Here is a 15,851-nt window from a genome sequence, read left to right on the forward strand (position 1 = left end):
TGATCCTCACGGCCTGCAGGAAGCCGTGGGTCTGCCACGATCGGACGACTCTTCACCGGACGCCATCCCCGACCTGGTGCGGATCCCTCAAGCGGGTTTCGGAGGTTGATGCGACGGATCCGCCAATCGACGTCGCGGTCTGCCGCAGGCTGCGTCGCCCGAGAGCCCGCTGGACACTCACGCCGGTGCGCTCCATGGTGCTACCTCCGATTGTCGCTCGTAATGCGCGAGACATGCACAGTTCGGAGTGCTGGGTGGGAGTGCGTGTTGGCCCGAGATGAGGCATGGAGCCCTGGTGAGACCGGATTGGTGAAGATCGGACCCACTGCCGGCGGTCCTACGTGATCACCTATGGCGCCACGTTTCGACGTGGCATTGTTCATCACAGATGTGAACGCCGACGACGAGGCACCCGCCGCGCAGCGTGGGCGTCGTCCCCGGTACCGGCAGGCGGTCCTGGGGCTGCCCTGGTTCCGCGACGCTACCGGTGTGATCGGGTCGCGGTGACCAGATGAAACCCAAGGCACCCCACCGCGGAGCGACGGTGGATCTGTGGCACTCGGGCAACACCGCGTTTCGGCGAGGACGCGGGAGTTCCCGGCCATCGCCGACAGGTTCTGCTCTGGGCTCGCCGGTGCTGCCCGAAGCCTCTTCCGCGTCCCGCGTCCCGCGACCTGCGGACGCCGGCCGGTCGGGCACACCACTCCGCCGAGATCTGCATCCACACTCCGCCCAAGAAAACCGCAGGTCAATCATCGCTCGGACCGGATCGGCGCCATCACCCAAGTGGCCGTGTCGCGCTGCTGCATCGAATGATGGGCTTGGCTCAAGGAGCCCAGTTCAGATCGACTGATTCCGACCTTCTTCAGCTCTTTCGGGTTGCCCGTTCTTGTACTCTCGTGACGTCCAGGACAGCTTGCAGCAGTGTCGTGAGTTCCGCTTCGAAGTTCGGCCGGGCCGCCACTCGCCGGGTCCGGGCCAGGTCGTTAGCGATCGTTAACGCCGCGTGCACGGTGATCTTCGCTTCGCGCGGGGGGAGTGCAGGGCGCACCTCCGACAGCAGCGTCACCCACTGGGCCACGTAGTCCCGCTGCACCCGCAGCAGGTCCGCCTTGTCGCGGTCCGGCATCGTCACGCGGTCCGCCGAGAACGACACCAGCAGCTCCGGCGTGTGCAGAATCGTGTGCACGTACGACGCAGCCAAGCGGCGCAGGGCCGTGTGCTCGTCCGGGGCCTGCAGCGCTCGCTCGGCCGCCAACGCCAACCTGTCTGCCGCGCGATGTCCGATTGCGACCATCAGGGCCGCCTTGCTCGGGAAGTGGCGGTACACGCTGGGGCCCGCAATGCCCGCCGCTGCTCCGATGTCCTCCATGCTCACGTCGTGGAAGCCGCGCTGGGCGAACAGCGTTGTCGCCTCCGCCAGGACCTGCTCGCGGCGGGACGGGGTGCCGAGACGCGACAACGGCGGCTCCGACACTGCCGGCGGCGGGAGTGTGGTGTCGAGCACACCCAGGGCCAGTTCGACGAGCAACTGGGCGAAGCGGCGGCGCGCCACTGACGTGTGGTGGACCGACACACTGCCGAACACGGACAGTGCCGCCCAGCAGAGCAGCTCCGCGTCCTCGCCCGGCAGATCGGGGCGCCGGACCTGCAGCGCCTTCGACCACGCTGTCAGCGCGAGCGTCGACCGGCGGGCGATCTCCCGCTGGTCCTCCTTCGGGAGATGACGCCCTTCCCAGCGCCACAGCGCGGCGATCTCGCGACGTTCGACGGCCTGCGTCGCCAGCCGGCCCAGAAGTGATTCCAGCTGGTCAGCGGGCGAAACGGAGTCCGACAGCGCCTCCGCCGTCGCCGCCTCCAGGTCTTCAAATCCGCTGAGGACGACGTACGCCAGGATCGCCTGCTTGTCCGCGAAGTGGCGGTACAGCGCCGGCCCGGTGACGCCCGCCGCGTCCGCTATGTCCTTGATGCCGACTCCGGGGAAGCCGCGGGCGCGGAACAGCTCCGCCGCCACCGCGGCCAGCTGGGCCTTGCGGTCGCGGGGGCGCGCATTGCGGGCTTCGGTCATGGTGAGTGAACGATAGCGGCTAACGGCACACCCGCAACCCATTGACACCATGGGGTTATCCGGCGATATGTTAATGGCCATTAGCACTACCGGTCGGTATCATCGGCCACGGAACGACGACGTCCACCGCTCGCGAGGAGAGGTTCTGTGAGTAGCGAGGCCTACATCTACGAGGCGATCCGCACGCCTCGCGGCAAGAACAAGGGCGGTGCCCTGCACGGCACCAAGCCGGTCGACCTGGTGGTCGGCCTGATCGAAGAGCTCAAGGTCCGCCACCCGAACCTCGACCCCGCGGTGATCGACGACGTCGTGCTCGGCGTCGTCTCCCCGGTCGGTGAGCAGGGCGCGGTCATCGCACGCACCGCCGCGCTGAACGCCGGCCTGCCCGAGACCGTCGCCGGCGTGCAGCTCAACCGCTTCTGCGCCTCCGGCCTGGAGGCCACCAACACCGCCGCGCAGAAGGTCCGTTCCGGCTGGGACAACCTGATCATCGCGGGCGGCGTCGAGTCGATGTCGCGCGTGCCGATGGGCTCCGACGGCGGCGCGCTGTTCATGGACCCGGCCACCGCGTACGACAACTACATCGTCCCGCAGGGCACCGGCGCCGACCTGATCGCGACCATCGAGGGCTTCTCGCGCGAGGACGTCGACCGCTGGGCCGTCCGCTCGCAGGACCGCGCCGAGGCGGCCTGGTCCGGCGGTTACTTCGCCAAGTCCGTCGTGCCGGTCAAGGACATCAACGGCGTCACGGTCCTGGACCACGACGAGCACCGCCGTCCCGGCTCCACCGTCGAGGGCCTCGGCAAGCTCAAGCCGGCCTTCTCGATGATCGGTGAGATGGGCGGCTTCGACGCCGTCGCGCTGCAGAAGTACCACTCGGTCGAGAAGATCAACCACGTCCACACCGGCGGCAACTCCTCGGGCATCGTCGACGGCGCCGCGCTGGTGCTCGTCGGCTCCGAGCAGGTCGGCAAGACCTTCGGTCTGACGCCGCGCGCCCGGATCGTGGCGACCGCGTCGATCGGCTCCGAGCCGACGATCATGCTCACCGGCCCGACCCCGGCCACCGAGAAGGTCCTGAAGACCGCGGGCCTCAAGCCCGAGGACATCGACCTGTGGGAGCTCAACGAGGCGTTCGCGTCCGTCGTGCTCAAGTGGATCAAGGACCTGCACCTCGACGAGGAGAAGGTCAACGTCAACGGCGGCGCGATCGCCATGGGCCACCCGCTCGGCGCCACCGGCGCGATGCTGGTCGGCACCGTGGTCGACGAGCTCGAACGCCGCCAGGCGCGCCGCGCCCTGGTGACCCTGTGCATCGGCGGCGGCATGGGCGTCGCCACCATCATCGAGCGGGTGTGAGGACACTAATGGCTGAGAGCAAGACCATCCGCTGGGAGCAGGACGCGGACGGCATCGTCACGCTGACCCTCGACGACCCGAAGCAGTCGGCGAACACGATGAACGCCGACTTCCGCGAGTCGCTGGGCGTCACGGTCGACCGTCTGGAGGCCGAGAAGGACTCCATCACCGGCGTTGTCATCACGTCCGCCAAGAAGACGTTCTTCGCCGGCGGCGACCTGAACGACCTCATCCAGGCGAAGCCCGAGAACGCGGTCGAGTTCACCGAGTCGTCCGGCCTGATGAAGGGCCAGATGCGGCGGATCGAGCAGCTCGGCAAGCCGGTCGTCGCGGCGATCAACGGCGCCGCGCTCGGCGGTGGCCTGGAGATCGCGCTGGCGACGCACCACCGCATCGCCGCGGACGTCAAGGGCAGCCATATCGGCCTCCCGGAAGTGACGCTGGGCCTGCTGCCCGGCGGCGGTGGTGTTGTGCGCACTGTCCGATTGCTGGGTATCCAGAGCGCGCTGCTCAACGTACTTCTGCAGGGTCAGCGGCACCGTCCGGCCAAGGCGCTGGAGCTCGGCCTGGTGCACGAGCTGGTCGGCACGGTCGAGGAGCTCGTCCCCGCCGCGAAGGCGTGGATCAAGGCGAACCCCGAGGGCGGCGTCCAGCCCTGGGACGTCAAGGGCTACAAGATCCCGGGCGGCACGCCGTCCAACCCGAGCTTCGCGGCCAATCTCCCTGCGTTCCCGGCGAACCTGCGCAAGCAGATCAAGGGCGCGAACATGCCGGCGCCGCGGGCGATCCTGGCCGCCGCGATCGAGGGCGCGCAGGTCGACTTCGACACCGCGATCCTGATCGAGACGCGCTATTTCATCAGCCTCGCCACCGGCCAGGTCTCGAAGAACATGACCAAGGCGTTCTTCTTCGACCTGCAGACCATCAACTCCGGCGGCTCGCGGCCGGACGGTTTCGAGAAGTACACGGCCAAGAAGGTCGGTGTGCTCGGTGCCGGGATGATGGGTGCCGCGATCGCTTACGTGTCGGCGAAGGCGGGCATCGACGTCGTCCTCAAGGACGTCTCGCTCGAGGCGGCCGAGAAGGGCAAGGGCTACGCGGCCAAGCTCGAGCAGAAGGCCCTCTCGCGCGGCAAGACCACGCAGGAGAAGTCGGACGCGCTGCTGGCGAAGATCAAGCCGACCGGTGACCCGGCCGACTTCGCGGGCGTCGACTTCGTCATCGAGGCTGTGTTCGAGAGCGTCGAGCTGAAGCACAAGGTGTTCGGCGAGATCGAGAGCGTCGTCAACGCCGACGCGGTGCTGGGTTCCAACACCTCGACGCTGCCGATCACCACGCTCGCCGAGGGCGTGCAGCGGACCGAGGACTTCATCGGGATCCACTTCTTCTCGCCGGTGGACAAGATGCCGCTGGTCGAGATCATCTGCGGCGAGAAGACGTCGCCGGCGACGCTGGCGAAGGTCTTCGACTACACACTGCAGATCAAGAAGACCCCGATCGTCGTCAACGACAGCCGCGGGTTCTTCACCTCGCGCGTCATCGGCACGTTCATCAACGAGGCCGTCGCCGCGCTGGGCGAGGGCGTCGAGCCGGCGTCGATCGAGCAGGCGGGTTCGCAGGCCGGCTACCCGGCGCCGCCGCTGCAGCTGATGGACGAGCTGACGCTGACGCTGCCGCGCAAGATCCGCAAGGAGACGCGCGAGGCGATCGAGGCGGCCGGCGGCACGTGGAAGGCGCACGCGTCGGAGGGTGTCATCGACCGGATGGTCGACGAGTTCGACCGCAAGGGCCGCTCGACCGGCGCGGGCTTCTATTCCTATGACGACGAGGGAAAGCGCGCCGGGCTCTGGCCGGGCCTGCGTGACGCCTTCAAGTCCGGTTCCGCCGAGGTCCCGTTCGAGGACCTCAAGGAGCGGATGCTGTTCGCCGAGGCGCTCGAGACGGTGAAGTGCTTCGACGAGGGAGTGCTGACGTCGGTGGCGGACGCCAACATCGGCTCGATCTTCGGCATCGGCTTCCCGGCGTGGACGGGTGGCGTCATCCAGTACATCAACCAGTACGAGGGTGGCCTGCAGGGCTTCGTCGACCGGTCGCGTGAGCTGGCCGCCCGGTACGGCGACCACTTCGAGCCGCCGGCTTCGCTCGTGGAGAAGGCCGCCAAAGGCGAGATCTACGAATAAGGCGTGAGCGACGAAGGCCGTCACTTCGGTGGCGGCCTTCGTCATTTCACAACGAGGTCGACCTCCTTGGCGGCTTCGGCCTCGGTCTTCCAGACGGTGGCGCGGGTGTTGTCCCCGGCATGGAAGCCGTAGCGTGCTGCACCCTTCTCGATCCCGGTGAAGGTGAACGTGAACGTCCGGTTGTAGAGGTCCAGAGCTGCCAGATCGAGGTCGTCGAGCTTCACCAGCTTGAGAGTGGTGACGCCGATGATCTCGTTCTTCTCGTTCGCGACGGTCACTTGGGCGCCGTTGAGGTCGCCGCGCCGCACTCGAGTGTCGCCGCGGTGATCTACTTGTCACTGCGTCGGGCACCGGCGCGAAGTGCGTGTCCGCCTGTTTGTCCGCTCCAGTTCGCCCGAAGGCCATCAAACGCGGGTTAATCTCCGCCCATGCGCCGTCCCGTCACGGTGGCACTGGCCGCCGCCCTGTTCGCCTCCGCGTTGACAACGATGTCAGCCGCCGCCGACTTGAGCCCCGCCGACTTCGTTGATCCGCTGATCGGCTCCGCCGGGGACGGCAACACCTATCCCGGCGCCACCGCGCCCTTCGGGATGCTCGCCTGGAGCCCGACCAGCACTCGCGGCGATCAGACATCCACCGGCGCCGCCAACGGCTACCAGTACGACACCACCCGGATCCGCGGCTTTGCGTTAACGCACGTTAACGGCGCGGGCTGCAACCCCGGCGCCGCGGGGGACGTGCCGATCCTGCCGTTCGCCGGCGACGTCACCTCTTCGCCGACCGCCGACACCACCGACGCGATCTACGCGAGCAACTTCAGCCACGCGGACGAGGGAGCGTCGCCGGGACGGTACCGTCTCGGCCTGGCCAACGCCGTGACGACCGATGTCGCCGCCACCGAGCGGACCGCGATCGGCACCCTGCAGTACCCCGCCCAGAAGCCGGCCAGCCTGCTCTTCCGCACCTCGAACTCACTCAACGGCAGCGAGGACGCCGAGACTCACATCGACGCGGCGAACCGCAAGGTCACCGGGTCCGTGCTCACCGGCGCCTTCTGCGGCCGCCGCGCGAACGGCGGCGTCAACAACCGCAAGTCCTACTACCGCCTGTACTTCACCGCGCAGTTCGACCAGCCGGTCACCGGCACCGGGACCTGGAGGGACGCGACCCTGCAGCCCGGCGGCACCGACCAGACCGGCGGTGAGGGGTACGCGACCGGCAACGACCGCGCCGGGCGCGGCTCCGGCGGCTACGTCACCTTTGCGCCGGGCAGCAAGGTCACCATGCGGATCGGGATCTCCTACGTCTCCCTCGACGGCGCCGAGCGCAACCTCCAGGCCGAGCAGCCCAGGAGATCCACGGTCGACACGATCGCGGAGCGGACCAAGCGAGCCTGGAACACCGAGCTGAGCCGCGTCGACGTCGGGGGCGGCAGCGCCAACCAGCGGATCGTCTTCACCACCGCGCTCTACCACAGCCTGCAGCAGCCGAACCTCGTCAGCGACGTCGACGGCCGGTACCTCGGGATGGACGGAAAGCCACACCGCGTCGAACGCGGGCAGGACGCGCAGTACTCGAACTTCTCCGGCTGGGACCAGTACCGCGCGCAGATCCAGCTGCTCGCGCTGCTGGAACCGCGCGTCGCCGGGAACTTTGCGCAGTCGCTCTACAACTACGCGAAGCAGAACGACGGTGTCTGGGACCGCTGGGTGCACGTCAACGGCGCGACCCACGTGATGACCGGCGACCCGTCGGCCGCCACGGTCGCGACGTTCTACGCCATGGGCGTCCGCAACTTCGACTACCGCGGCGCGTTCGACTCGCTGTACAAGCAGGCGACCGTCCCGCGGCCGGAAGGTCTGCAAGACGGCGGCTGCCCGGGCCAGTGCGTCGGCCAGCGCCCGAACCTCGCGCAGTACCTGACCTCTCATTACGCGCCCAACGACGTCTGCCATTGCTGGGGCGGCGCCGCCGAGACGCTCGAAGACGCCGTCGCCGACTCCGCAATCGGACATTTCGCAGAGCTGCTGGGTCGCACTCGCGAAGCTGCAGAGCTGCAGGCGCGCGGGGAGTACTGGCGCAACGTCTTCAACCCGGCCACCGGTTACACGCAGGCCCGCAACATCGACGGCGGCTGGGTGACGCCGTTCGACCCGGCCAGCGACCGCGGTTTTGCACAGGGCAGCGCAGCGGCCTACACCTGGATGGTCCCGCAGAACGTCTCCGGGCTCGCCGCCGCGATGGGCGGCAAGACCACCGCCGTCACCCGGCTCGACGGCTTCTTCCACGACGCGAACGGCAACTGGCAGCTCAAGGGCGGCGGCCCGCTGAAGTACGACCCGACGAACGAGCCCGACATCCACGCGCCGTGGCTGTACAACGAGCTCGGGCAGCCCTGGAAGACGCAGGAAACCGTGCGCCAGCTGGTCAGCTCCGTCTACACGACCGGACCGTCCGGCCTGCCCGGCAACGACGACCTCGGCACGATGTCCGCCTGGTACGTCTTCGCCGCGCTCGGCCTCTACCCGCGAACACCCGGTTCCGCGGAGCTGCTGCTCTCGAGTCCGCTGTTCCCGAGCGCCGTGATCCGGCCGGCGGGCGGCGCGCCGATCCGGATCACGACGTCGGGCAGCGGGAAGTACGTCCAGGAAGTCCGCCGCGGCGGACGGCCGCAGCGGGACTGGAAGCTCGACGCGTCCTTCCAGCGCAGCGGCGGCACGCTGGACTTCCGCCTGTCGGAGACGCCGACGACCTGGGGGAGTTAGGGCTCCAGCGCGATGTGCGGGAGCCGGCGGTCCAGCCACCGCGGCAGCCACCAGGCCTGTTCGCCGAGCAGCCGCATGATCGCCGGGACGAGCAGGCAGCGGATCACCAGCGCGTCCAGCAGCACCGCGACCGCCAGGCCGAGGCCGAACTGCGCCAGCATCCGCGACGGGTCGAGCAGGAACGCGCCGAACACCAGCACCATGATCGCGCCGGCCGCGGTGATCACGCCGCCGGTCGACGCGAGACCTTCGCGCACCGCCAGCCGCGCGTCGCCGGTGCGGCGCCATTCTTCGTGCATGCGCGAGACCAGGAAGACCTCGTAGTCCATCGACAGCCCGAACACGATCGCGAAGATCATCACCGGCACGAACGCCTCGATCGGTCCGGGCTGCGCGCCGAACCAGCCGTCGCCGAACACCAGCGTCATGACGCCGAGCGAGGCGCCGATGCTCAGCAGGTTCAGCAGCGCGGCCTTGAGTGGGATGAGGATCGACCGGAACACGACCATCAGCAGCAGCGCCGACAACCCGACGACGACCAGCACGAACAGCGGCAGCCGGTCGGCGACGGCGTCGGCGAAGTCCGTCGCGGCCGCGACCGAACCGCCCACGAGGTAGTGGCCGGGCAGCGTCGGCAGGACGTCGGTACGGAGGCGTGTCACCAGTTCGGCCGTCGCTTCGTCCTGGGGTGACGTCGTCGGGAAGACCAAGACGGTCGGGCCCGTCGGCGGCTGCACGCGCGCGATGCCCGGGGTCGACGCGAGCCGTTGCTGCATCGCGCCGGGGTCGCCGTCTTCGGTGACGATCGCGAGCGGGCCGCTGAAGCCCGGCCCGAAGCCCTCGGCCAGGAGGTCGTACGCCTGGCGCGTCGTCGTTCCGGCCGGGTCGGTGCTCGAGTCGGCGAAGCCGAGCCGTATGCCCGCGGCCGGAAGGGACAGGCCGATGAGGACGGCGAGCCCGAGAGCGAGCGGGGCCAGCGGACGCCGCTGGACGCCGTCGGCGAGCCGGCGCCACGCCTTGCCGTGGTCGCGCTTCGCGGCGTGACGGCGGATGCCGCGTTCGAGCCGGTTGCCGAACAGCGACAGCAGCGCTGGGAGCAGCGTCACCGACGCGAGCATCGTCATCAGGACGGTCAGCGCGACGGCCACCGCCACCCCGCGCAGCCCGCCGAGCCCGAGCGCGAGCAGGCCGAGCAGCGCGATGATGACCGTGGTCCCGGCGAACAGCACCGAACGGCCGGCAGTGTCGAGGGCTCGCCGCGCCGCGCTGTCGCGGTCGTGTCCGGCGAGGATCTCGCCGCGGTAGCGCGAGAAGATCAGCAGCGCGTAGTCGACGCCGACCCCGAACCCGACCAGCATCATCAGCGGCGCGGTGTAGCTCGCGATGTCGACGTAGTGCGAGACGAGCGTGATCACGCCCAGCGTGCTGCCGACGGCGAACACCGCGGTGATCACCGGCAGGCCGGCCGCGAGCAGTGAGCGGAACAGGAACACGAGGATGACCAGCGCGGCCAGCAGCCCGACGCCCTCCGCGGGCCCGCCGCCTCCCGAGACCCGCTCGACCGGATCGCCGGCGAGCGCGACCTGCACAGCGCCGGTCTGTTTCGCGACGTCGGCGAACTTCACGAGGTCGTCGTACGGGAGGTCGGCCGACGCTGCGTCGAAGGTGACGGTCGCGTAGCCGATCCGGCCGTCGGGCGACAGTGTCTCGAACGGCTCGGTCACTGCCCTCACGTGCGGCTGCAATCGGACATTTCCCAGAACTGCATCGACTGCAGCGCGCTGACCTGCGAGCCCGTTCTCGGCTTTGAAGACGATCTGCGCGCTCGCGCCCGATTGCGCGGTGTGCTGCAGCAGGTCGACGACCTGCTGGGATTCGGTGCCCGGAAGCGAGTTGTCGTCGTGGTAGGAGTCGCCGGCCAGACGAGAGGTGAACGTGACGCCGATGAGAACCAGCGCCCAGAGTGCGACGGCGAGCCACCGGTGACGCTGCGCCCAGCCGGCCAAGCGCGCCAGCCGTCCCCCGGTGGTGCGAGTGATGGTGTCCATGGGCGACAAGGATTCGCCGGTGAGGCCCTACTCCGCGTCGCGCGGCGGAGGACACTTGACGTGCTCCCGGCGGTGTCCCTTAAGGCGTTTCCCGTACCCCCGCGGGAGTACGGCTAGGGGGTGAGCCAGCGCGGCGTCACCGCGCCGGACTCGTACGCGAGGACGACGAGCTGTGCGCGGTCGCGCGTGCCGGTCTTGGTCATGATCCGGCTGACGTGTGTCTTCGCCGTCGCCGGGCTGAGTGTGAGCTCCCGCGCGATCTCGTCGTTCGACAGGCCTGCCGCGACCAGGGAGAGCACTTCGCGTTCGCGGTCGGTGAGCCGGTCGAGCGCCGGAGCTGCAGCCGGGCGCGTGACCCGCGCGGCGAACTCGGAGATCAGCCGCCGGGTGATCGACGGCGCCAGCAGCGCGTCGCCGCGGGACACCACGCGCACCGCGTGGATCAGCTCTTCGGGCTCGGTGTCCTTCACCAGGAACCCGCTCGCGCCCGCGCGCAAAGCGCCGTAGACGTCCTCGTCGAGGTCGAACGTCGTGAGGATGACGACCTTCGTCCCTGCGAGCGCCGGGTCCGCGAGGAGGTGCCGGGTGGCCGCGAGGCCGTCGAGCACCGGCATCCGGATGTCCATCAGCACGACGTCCGGGTGGTGGTCGTGCGCGGCCTGCAGCGCTTCGCGTCCGTCGGCGGCTTCGGCGACGACGTCGATGTCGGCCTCGCCGTCCAAAATGGAGCGGAAACCGGCCCGGACGAGCCGCTGGTCGTCGACGAGCAGGACCCGGATCATCGGCCCATCATCGCACCGGCAGCCGGGCGCGCACCCGGAAACCGCCGCTTTCGAGCGGCGACGCCGTCACTTCGCCGCCGAGGGCGCGAGCGCGTTCGGCCATGCCGCGGATGCCGTTTCCGGGCGAGGCCGCGCCGCCGCGGCCGTCGTCGTCGACCTGCACGGACAGCTCGTCGGCGCCGTAACCGAGCCGGACGACGACGGTCTTCGCGGCCGCGTGCTTCGCGACGTTCGTCAGCGCTTCCTGCACCACGCGGAACGCGGCGTGCTCGACGTCCGGCGGCAGGTCGCGGGCGACGCCGTCGATCTCCGTGCGGACGGTCAGCCCGGACGCACCCACCGACTCGGCCAGGTCGGCGACCCGCGAGAGACCCGGTTGGCCGGTTTGGCGGAGCATGCCGAGCGTCGCGCGCAGCTCCTGGAGCGCGGTCTTGCTCGCGTCCTTGATGGTTCCGAGCGCTTCTTCCGACTGCGCGGGGTCACGCCGGTGCAGCGCTGCACCGGCCTGGACGTTGATCAGCGCGAGGTGGTGGCCCAGGACGTCGTGCAGCTCTCGCGCGATGCGCAGGCGTTCGTCGGTGGCGCGCGCCCGGGCTTCGGCCTCCTTCGTGCGCTCGGCTTCCGCGCGGTAGTGCGTGACGGCGCCGCCGGCGACCAGGGCCACGAACCAGCCGGTCATCAGGAAGAACGCGAAGTTGTCGACGTGCCGCCCGGTCCGCGAGCTGATCTCGCCGACCACCACGCCCGCCATCGCCGCGACGACGAGCAGCGCGGCGCCGCGAATCCGCCCGGCCGCCGCAGCTGCGTACAGGGCGTACGCGAAGGCCAGCAGCACCAGGCCGTCGGGATCGGTCAGCGGGTAGTACAGCGCACAGCAGACGAGAGCGAACCCGGCGACGCCGAGCGGGTGGCGGCGCCGGAAGAACAGGGCGGCACAGCAGAGAACGGTGAGCACCCAGCCCAGAACGGCGTGGCGGCCCGGCTCGTCGTGGTCGCTGAGCACGGCGAAGAGCGTGCCGACGAGCACCGCGACGGTGACCGCGAGCTCGGGTAGGTAGCGCCGCATACGCCGAGTTTAGGGCGCTTCGCGCAGCTTGCGGCCGGGGCCGTGCGCGAAGGGCGGGATTTGCTCACAGCGTAATCGCCGTCCGCGAACGGGATTTTCGTTTGTAACAAAGGGTTTCCCGTCACCGACCAGTCGGCATTGATTCGCGTGGCCAAGGAGTGCGAGTGAGCAAGAAACTGGGGTTGGTCCTGGCGGCAAGCCTGCTGGTCGCGGGCTGTGGCGTCGGCTCGGTGCCGACTAAGGACGTCGGAAACGTCGGTGTCCTCGAAACACCGACGTCGACGTATTCGACGCCGACGTATTCCGTTCCGGTCACGACCGAAGCGCCCGCCACCACTTCTGAAGCACCGGTTGCGACCACGCCACAGGCCGTCGCGCCGGCGCCGAAGACGACCGCGACCAAGCCGAAGGCCCCGAAGACCACCGCGCAGGCCGCGCCGAAGCCCGCCGAATGCGGCGCCGACTACTACGTGAACTCGAGCGGCAACTGCGTCCACCGGCCCAGCGACAACCCGGCCGGCGCGACGGCCCTCTGCAAGGACGGCAGCTACAGCTACAGCCAGCACCGCTCGGGCACCTGCTCCGGACACGGAGGCGTGCGCACCTGGCTGTGACAAGAGCACCAATCGAGACGAAACCCGCCATCCCGTAGGTACAGTGCATGAAGTTGCATGATGTGTACTAACTACACACCGGGGGTGTGCTGGTGTCCCGTCCCGGGCGGTCCGCGCGCGCGATCGTCGTGGTGCTCGCTTCGTGCGGGCTGGTCGCGTCGTTCATGCAGACGCTGGTGGTGCCGCTGATCCCGGTGTTCCCTCGGCTGCTGAACGCCTCCGCCGCCGACGCGTCCTGGGTGGTCACCGTGACGCTGCTCGCGGCGTCGGTCATCACCCCGGTCAGCGGCCGGCTCGGCGACCTCTACGGCAAACGGCGGATGATCCTCGTCAGCCTCGCGCTGCTCATCGCCGGTTCGGTCGTGTCCGCGACGTCGAGCGAGCTGGCGCTGCAAATCCTCGGCCGCGGGCTGCAGGGCTGCGCGATGGGCGTCATCCCGCTCGGCATCAGCATCATGCGCGACGAGCTCCCGCCCGAACGCGTCGGCGGCGCGATCTCGCTGATGAGCGCGACGCTCGGGGTCGGCGGCGCGATCGGGCTGCCGGTCGCGGCGATCGTCGCCGAGAACGCCGACTGGCACGTGCTGTTCTGGATGGCCGCGGGACTCGGGCTCTTCTTCGTGCTGCTGATCGTCAAGTTCGTGCCGGAGTCGCCGGTGCGCACGCCGGCGCCGTTCGACTACTTCGGCGCGTTCGGGCTGGCCGCCGGTCTGCTCTGCCTGCTGCTGCCGGTGGTCAAGGGCGCCGCCTGGGGCTGGACGAGCGCGCCGACGCTCGGGCTCGCCGCGGCGGCCGTCGTCATCCTGGTCGGCTGGGGCGCTTACCAGCTACGACGCCGCGACCCGCTGGTCGACCTGCGGGTGTCCTCGCGCCGGCCGGTGCTGTTCACGAACCTGGCGTCGATCATGGTCGGGTTCTCGATGTACGCGATGGCGTTGTCGTTCCCGCAGCTGCTGCAGGCGTCGGCGTCGACCGGGTACGGGCTCGGCCAGACGATGGTGGAGTCCGGGCTGTCACTGGCACCGAACGGCCTGGTGATGATGCTGCTGTCGCCGGTGTCGGCGCGGCTGATCACGCGGCTGGGCCCGCGTCCGACGCTGATGAGCGGCGCGCTGGTGATCGCGGTCGGGTACCTGTTCGCGATCGTGCTGATGGACAACGCGCTGGAGCTCATCACGGCGTCGGTGATCATCGGCGCCGGGGTCGGCATCGCGTACGCGGCGATGCCCGCGCTGATCATGGGCTCGGTGCCGGTCACCGAAACGGCGTCGGCGAACGGCCTGAACTCCCTGATGCGCTCGGTCGGCACGGCGATCTCGAGCGCCGTGATGGCGGCGATGCTGGCGCAGCTGACGATCAGCGTCGGCGGCCTTCCGGTGCCGTCCCTGTTCGGCTTCCGCGCGACGTTCGCCGTGGCCGCGTTCGCCGCGCTGACCGGAGTGGTGCTGGCCGCGCTCGTGCCGAAGACGCGGGTGGCGCCGGAGCTGGTCGGCGTCGCTTAGTTCTTGCGCGCCACCAACGCCAGGCCGCCGCACTCCGCGGGGTTGAGCGGCACGTCCGCGGGCGCGTCCGGCCGCCATTCCGGGATGAACACGACGCCGGGGTCGACGATCTCGAAGCCGTCGGCCAGCGCCCGGAGCTCGTCGGCCGAGCGCGGGATGACCGGGTTCGAGCTCTTCTGGTACATCGCGACGGCGCGCGCGGTGCCGTCGCTCTGGAGCTCGTGCGTCGCGGAGGACAGCGCCAGGTAACTGCCGGGCGCGAGCGCGTCGCGGTAGGTGCCGAGCAGCCGGGCCGGGTCGCGCTCGTCCGGGATGAAGTGCACGAACAACGCCATCACGATCATCACCGGCTGGTCCAGGTCCAGCATCATCTCGGTGGTCTCGTGCTCGAGGACGTCGTCCGGGAACTCGGCGTCGGCGAACACCATGGCGGCGTTTTCGTTGTCTTCCAGCACGATCTCGCTGTGCGCGACGGCGACCGGCTCGTGGTCGACGTACACGACGCGCGACCGCGGGTCGATGGCCTGGGCCACTTCGTGCACGTGCCCGACGGTCGGCATGCCCGAACCGATGTCGAGGAACTGCCGGATGCCGTTGTCCATCCCGAACCGGATGGCGCGCCGCAGCCACTGCCGGTTGAGCTGCGCCCGCTCGCGCGCGTTCGGCTGGGCGGTCAGGACCTGCTCCGCGAACATCCGGTCGACGGCGTAGTTGAGCTCGCCCCCGAGGATGTAGTCGTACACGCGTGCGGCGTTCGGCTTCTCGAGGTCGATGCCGCGCCGCATGAGCTCGTCTTCGGTCATCCGCCACTCCAGGGCTCGGGGGATGACGCGAGAATAGCCGGACACGCAGGGCAGTGAGCTGATCACCGCCCTCGGTGAGGTGGCGGGTGTCGTTCAGCGTGTGCACCGTGCGGTTGTGGAAATGGTCGTCTTCGTGCAGCACTGTGATGCCGCCGGGGCTCGACCGGAACGACACGTGCGCGCACGCCGGGAGCGGCAGGCCCAGCCACGCCGCGACGACCCAGCTCAGCGACCCGCCGTGGGTGACGACCACCTGGTGCTCGCCGCCGGACCGGATGACACGGTCCGTCGCGCGGTACACGCGGGTGACCCACTCGAGCTTGGTCTCGGCGCCTTCGATGCCCTCGTTGTGGTCGAGCCGCTCGCCGTTCGCCAGCGGCGGGACGAAGCGTTCGTCGAGCCAAGACTGCGGCCGTCCGCCCGCGAGACCGTAGGACTTCTCGCGGAGGTCGCGCACGAGCACGGGTTCGACGCCGAAGAGGCTCGCGATCGGTTCCGCGGTCTCGACGGTCCGCCGGAGGTCGGAGCTGTACAGCTCGATCGGCGCGGCCGCCGGGATCAGCTCGCGCAGCCGCGCCGCGATCGCCGCCGCGGCCGCGGGCGGTCAGTGCCGAGTCGAACCAGCCGCCGACCCGGTCCTCCACGTGGTGCGTCGCCTCGGGAT

At 69.6% G+C, this 15,851-nt stretch carries 11 protein-coding genes and 1 pseudogene; 5 read left to right on the top strand and 7 right to left on the bottom strand.

Annotation, left to right across the window (positions count from 1 at the left end; genetic code table 11):
* Nucleotides 1–865: 865 nt before the first annotated feature.
* The gene (locus ACZ63E_RS13860) at nt 866–2,068 is read right to left on the bottom strand and encodes a TetR/AcrR family transcriptional regulator (RefSeq protein WP_465336290.1); all 1,203 of its coding nucleotides are present in this window, start codon (nt 2,066–2,068) and stop codon (nt 866–868) included.
* A gap of 147 nt (nt 2,069–2,215) precedes the next feature.
* Here ACZ63E_RS13860 and ACZ63E_RS13865 point away from each other — a divergent pair, with 147 nt between their 5' ends.
* Nucleotides 2,216–3,427, top strand: coding sequence for an acetyl-CoA C-acetyltransferase (locus ACZ63E_RS13865; RefSeq protein ID WP_465336291.1), 1,212 nt, complete (start codon nt 2,216–2,218; stop codon nt 3,425–3,427).
* Between the two features lie 8 nt (nt 3,428–3,435).
* The gene (locus ACZ63E_RS13870) at nt 3,436–5,607 is read left to right on the top strand and encodes a 3-hydroxyacyl-CoA dehydrogenase NAD-binding domain-containing protein (RefSeq protein WP_465336292.1); all 2,172 of its coding nucleotides are present in this window, start codon (nt 3,436–3,438) and stop codon (nt 5,605–5,607) included.
* A 41-nt stretch (nt 5,608–5,648) separates the two neighbouring features.
* On the opposite strand, the gene ACZ63E_RS13875 is transcribed toward ACZ63E_RS13870, so the two are convergent.
* Nucleotides 5,649–5,915, bottom strand: a complete 267-nt coding sequence (locus ACZ63E_RS13875; RefSeq protein WP_465336293.1) for a hypothetical protein — start codon at nt 5,913–5,915, stop codon at nt 5,649–5,651.
* A 120-nt stretch (nt 5,916–6,035) separates the two neighbouring features.
* Between ACZ63E_RS13875 and ACZ63E_RS13880 the strand changes: the two genes are divergently transcribed.
* The gene (locus ACZ63E_RS13880; RefSeq protein WP_465336294.1) at nt 6,036–8,372 is read left to right on the top strand and encodes a GH92 family glycosyl hydrolase; all 2,337 of its coding nucleotides are present in this window, start codon (nt 6,036–6,038) and stop codon (nt 8,370–8,372) included.
* Here the strand turns inward: ACZ63E_RS13880 and ACZ63E_RS13885 are convergent.
* The 3 genes from ACZ63E_RS13885 to ACZ63E_RS13895 form a co-directional block, all read right to left on the bottom strand.
* On the bottom strand, nt 8,369–10,420 hold the full coding sequence (locus ACZ63E_RS13885; RefSeq protein ID WP_465336295.1) for an MMPL family transporter: 2,052 nt from the start codon (nt 10,418–10,420) through the stop codon (nt 8,369–8,371). The genes ACZ63E_RS13880 and ACZ63E_RS13885 overlap by 4 nt on opposite strands.
* 113 nt (nt 10,421–10,533) lie before the next feature.
* Nucleotides 10,534–11,202, bottom strand: a complete 669-nt coding sequence (locus ACZ63E_RS13890) for a response regulator (protein WP_465312781.1) — start codon at nt 11,200–11,202, stop codon at nt 10,534–10,536.
* Between the two features lie 7 nt (nt 11,203–11,209).
* Nucleotides 11,210–12,268, bottom strand: a complete 1,059-nt coding sequence (locus tag ACZ63E_RS13895; RefSeq protein WP_465336296.1) for a sensor histidine kinase — start codon at nt 12,266–12,268, stop codon at nt 11,210–11,212.
* Between the two features lie 164 nt (nt 12,269–12,432).
* Between ACZ63E_RS13895 and ACZ63E_RS13900 the strand changes: the two genes are divergently transcribed.
* Together ACZ63E_RS13900 and ACZ63E_RS13905 are read left to right on the top strand one after the other, a co-directional pair.
* The gene (locus ACZ63E_RS13900; RefSeq protein WP_465336297.1) at nt 12,433–12,882 is read left to right on the top strand and encodes a DUF3761 domain-containing protein; all 450 of its coding nucleotides are present in this window, start codon (nt 12,433–12,435) and stop codon (nt 12,880–12,882) included.
* Nucleotides 12,883–12,968: 86 nt separating this feature from the next.
* A complete protein-coding gene (locus ACZ63E_RS13905; protein WP_465336298.1) occupies nt 12,969–14,384 on the top strand; it encodes an MFS transporter in 1,416 nt (471 codons plus the stop codon).
* Here the strand turns inward: ACZ63E_RS13905 and ACZ63E_RS13910 are convergent.
* A complete protein-coding gene (locus tag ACZ63E_RS13910; RefSeq protein ID WP_465336299.1) occupies nt 14,381–15,187 on the bottom strand; it encodes an SAM-dependent methyltransferase in 807 nt (268 codons plus the stop codon). The two genes, ACZ63E_RS13905 and ACZ63E_RS13910, sit on opposite strands and share 4 nt — an antisense overlap.
* A gap of 181 nt (nt 15,188–15,368) precedes the next feature.
* Nucleotides 15,369–15,770, bottom strand: a pseudogene (locus ACZ63E_RS13915) (histidine phosphatase family protein); the annotation flags it as partial.
* Between the last annotated feature and the right edge of the window lie 81 nt (nt 15,771–15,851).

This window comes from Amycolatopsis sp. NPDC104819 (assembly GCF_055583145.1).

Coding starts and splice junctions, on each gene's coding strand:
- ACZ63E_RS13885 (WP_465336295.1), bottom strand. CDS start 10,420: ATGGACACCATCACTCGCACCACCGGGGGACGGCTGGCGCGCTTGGCC.
- ACZ63E_RS13870 (WP_465336292.1), top strand. CDS start 3,436: ATGGCTGAGAGCAAGACCATCCGCTGGGAGCAGGACGCGGACGGCATC.
- ACZ63E_RS13880 (WP_465336294.1), top strand. CDS start 6,036: ATGCGCCGTCCCGTCACGGTGGCACTGGCCGCCGCCCTGTTCGCCTCC.
- ACZ63E_RS13910 (WP_465336299.1), bottom strand. CDS start 15,187: ATGACCGAAGACGAGCTCATGCGGCGCGGCATCGACCTCGAGAAGCCG.
- ACZ63E_RS13895 (WP_465336296.1), bottom strand. CDS start 12,268: ATGCGGCGCTACCTACCCGAGCTCGCGGTCACCGTCGCGGTGCTCGTC.
- ACZ63E_RS13860 (WP_465336290.1), bottom strand. CDS start 2,068: ATGACCGAAGCCCGCAATGCGCGCCCCCGCGACCGCAAGGCCCAGCTG.
- ACZ63E_RS13890 (WP_465312781.1), bottom strand. CDS start 11,202: ATGATCCGGGTCCTGCTCGTCGACGACCAGCGGCTCGTCCGGGCCGGT.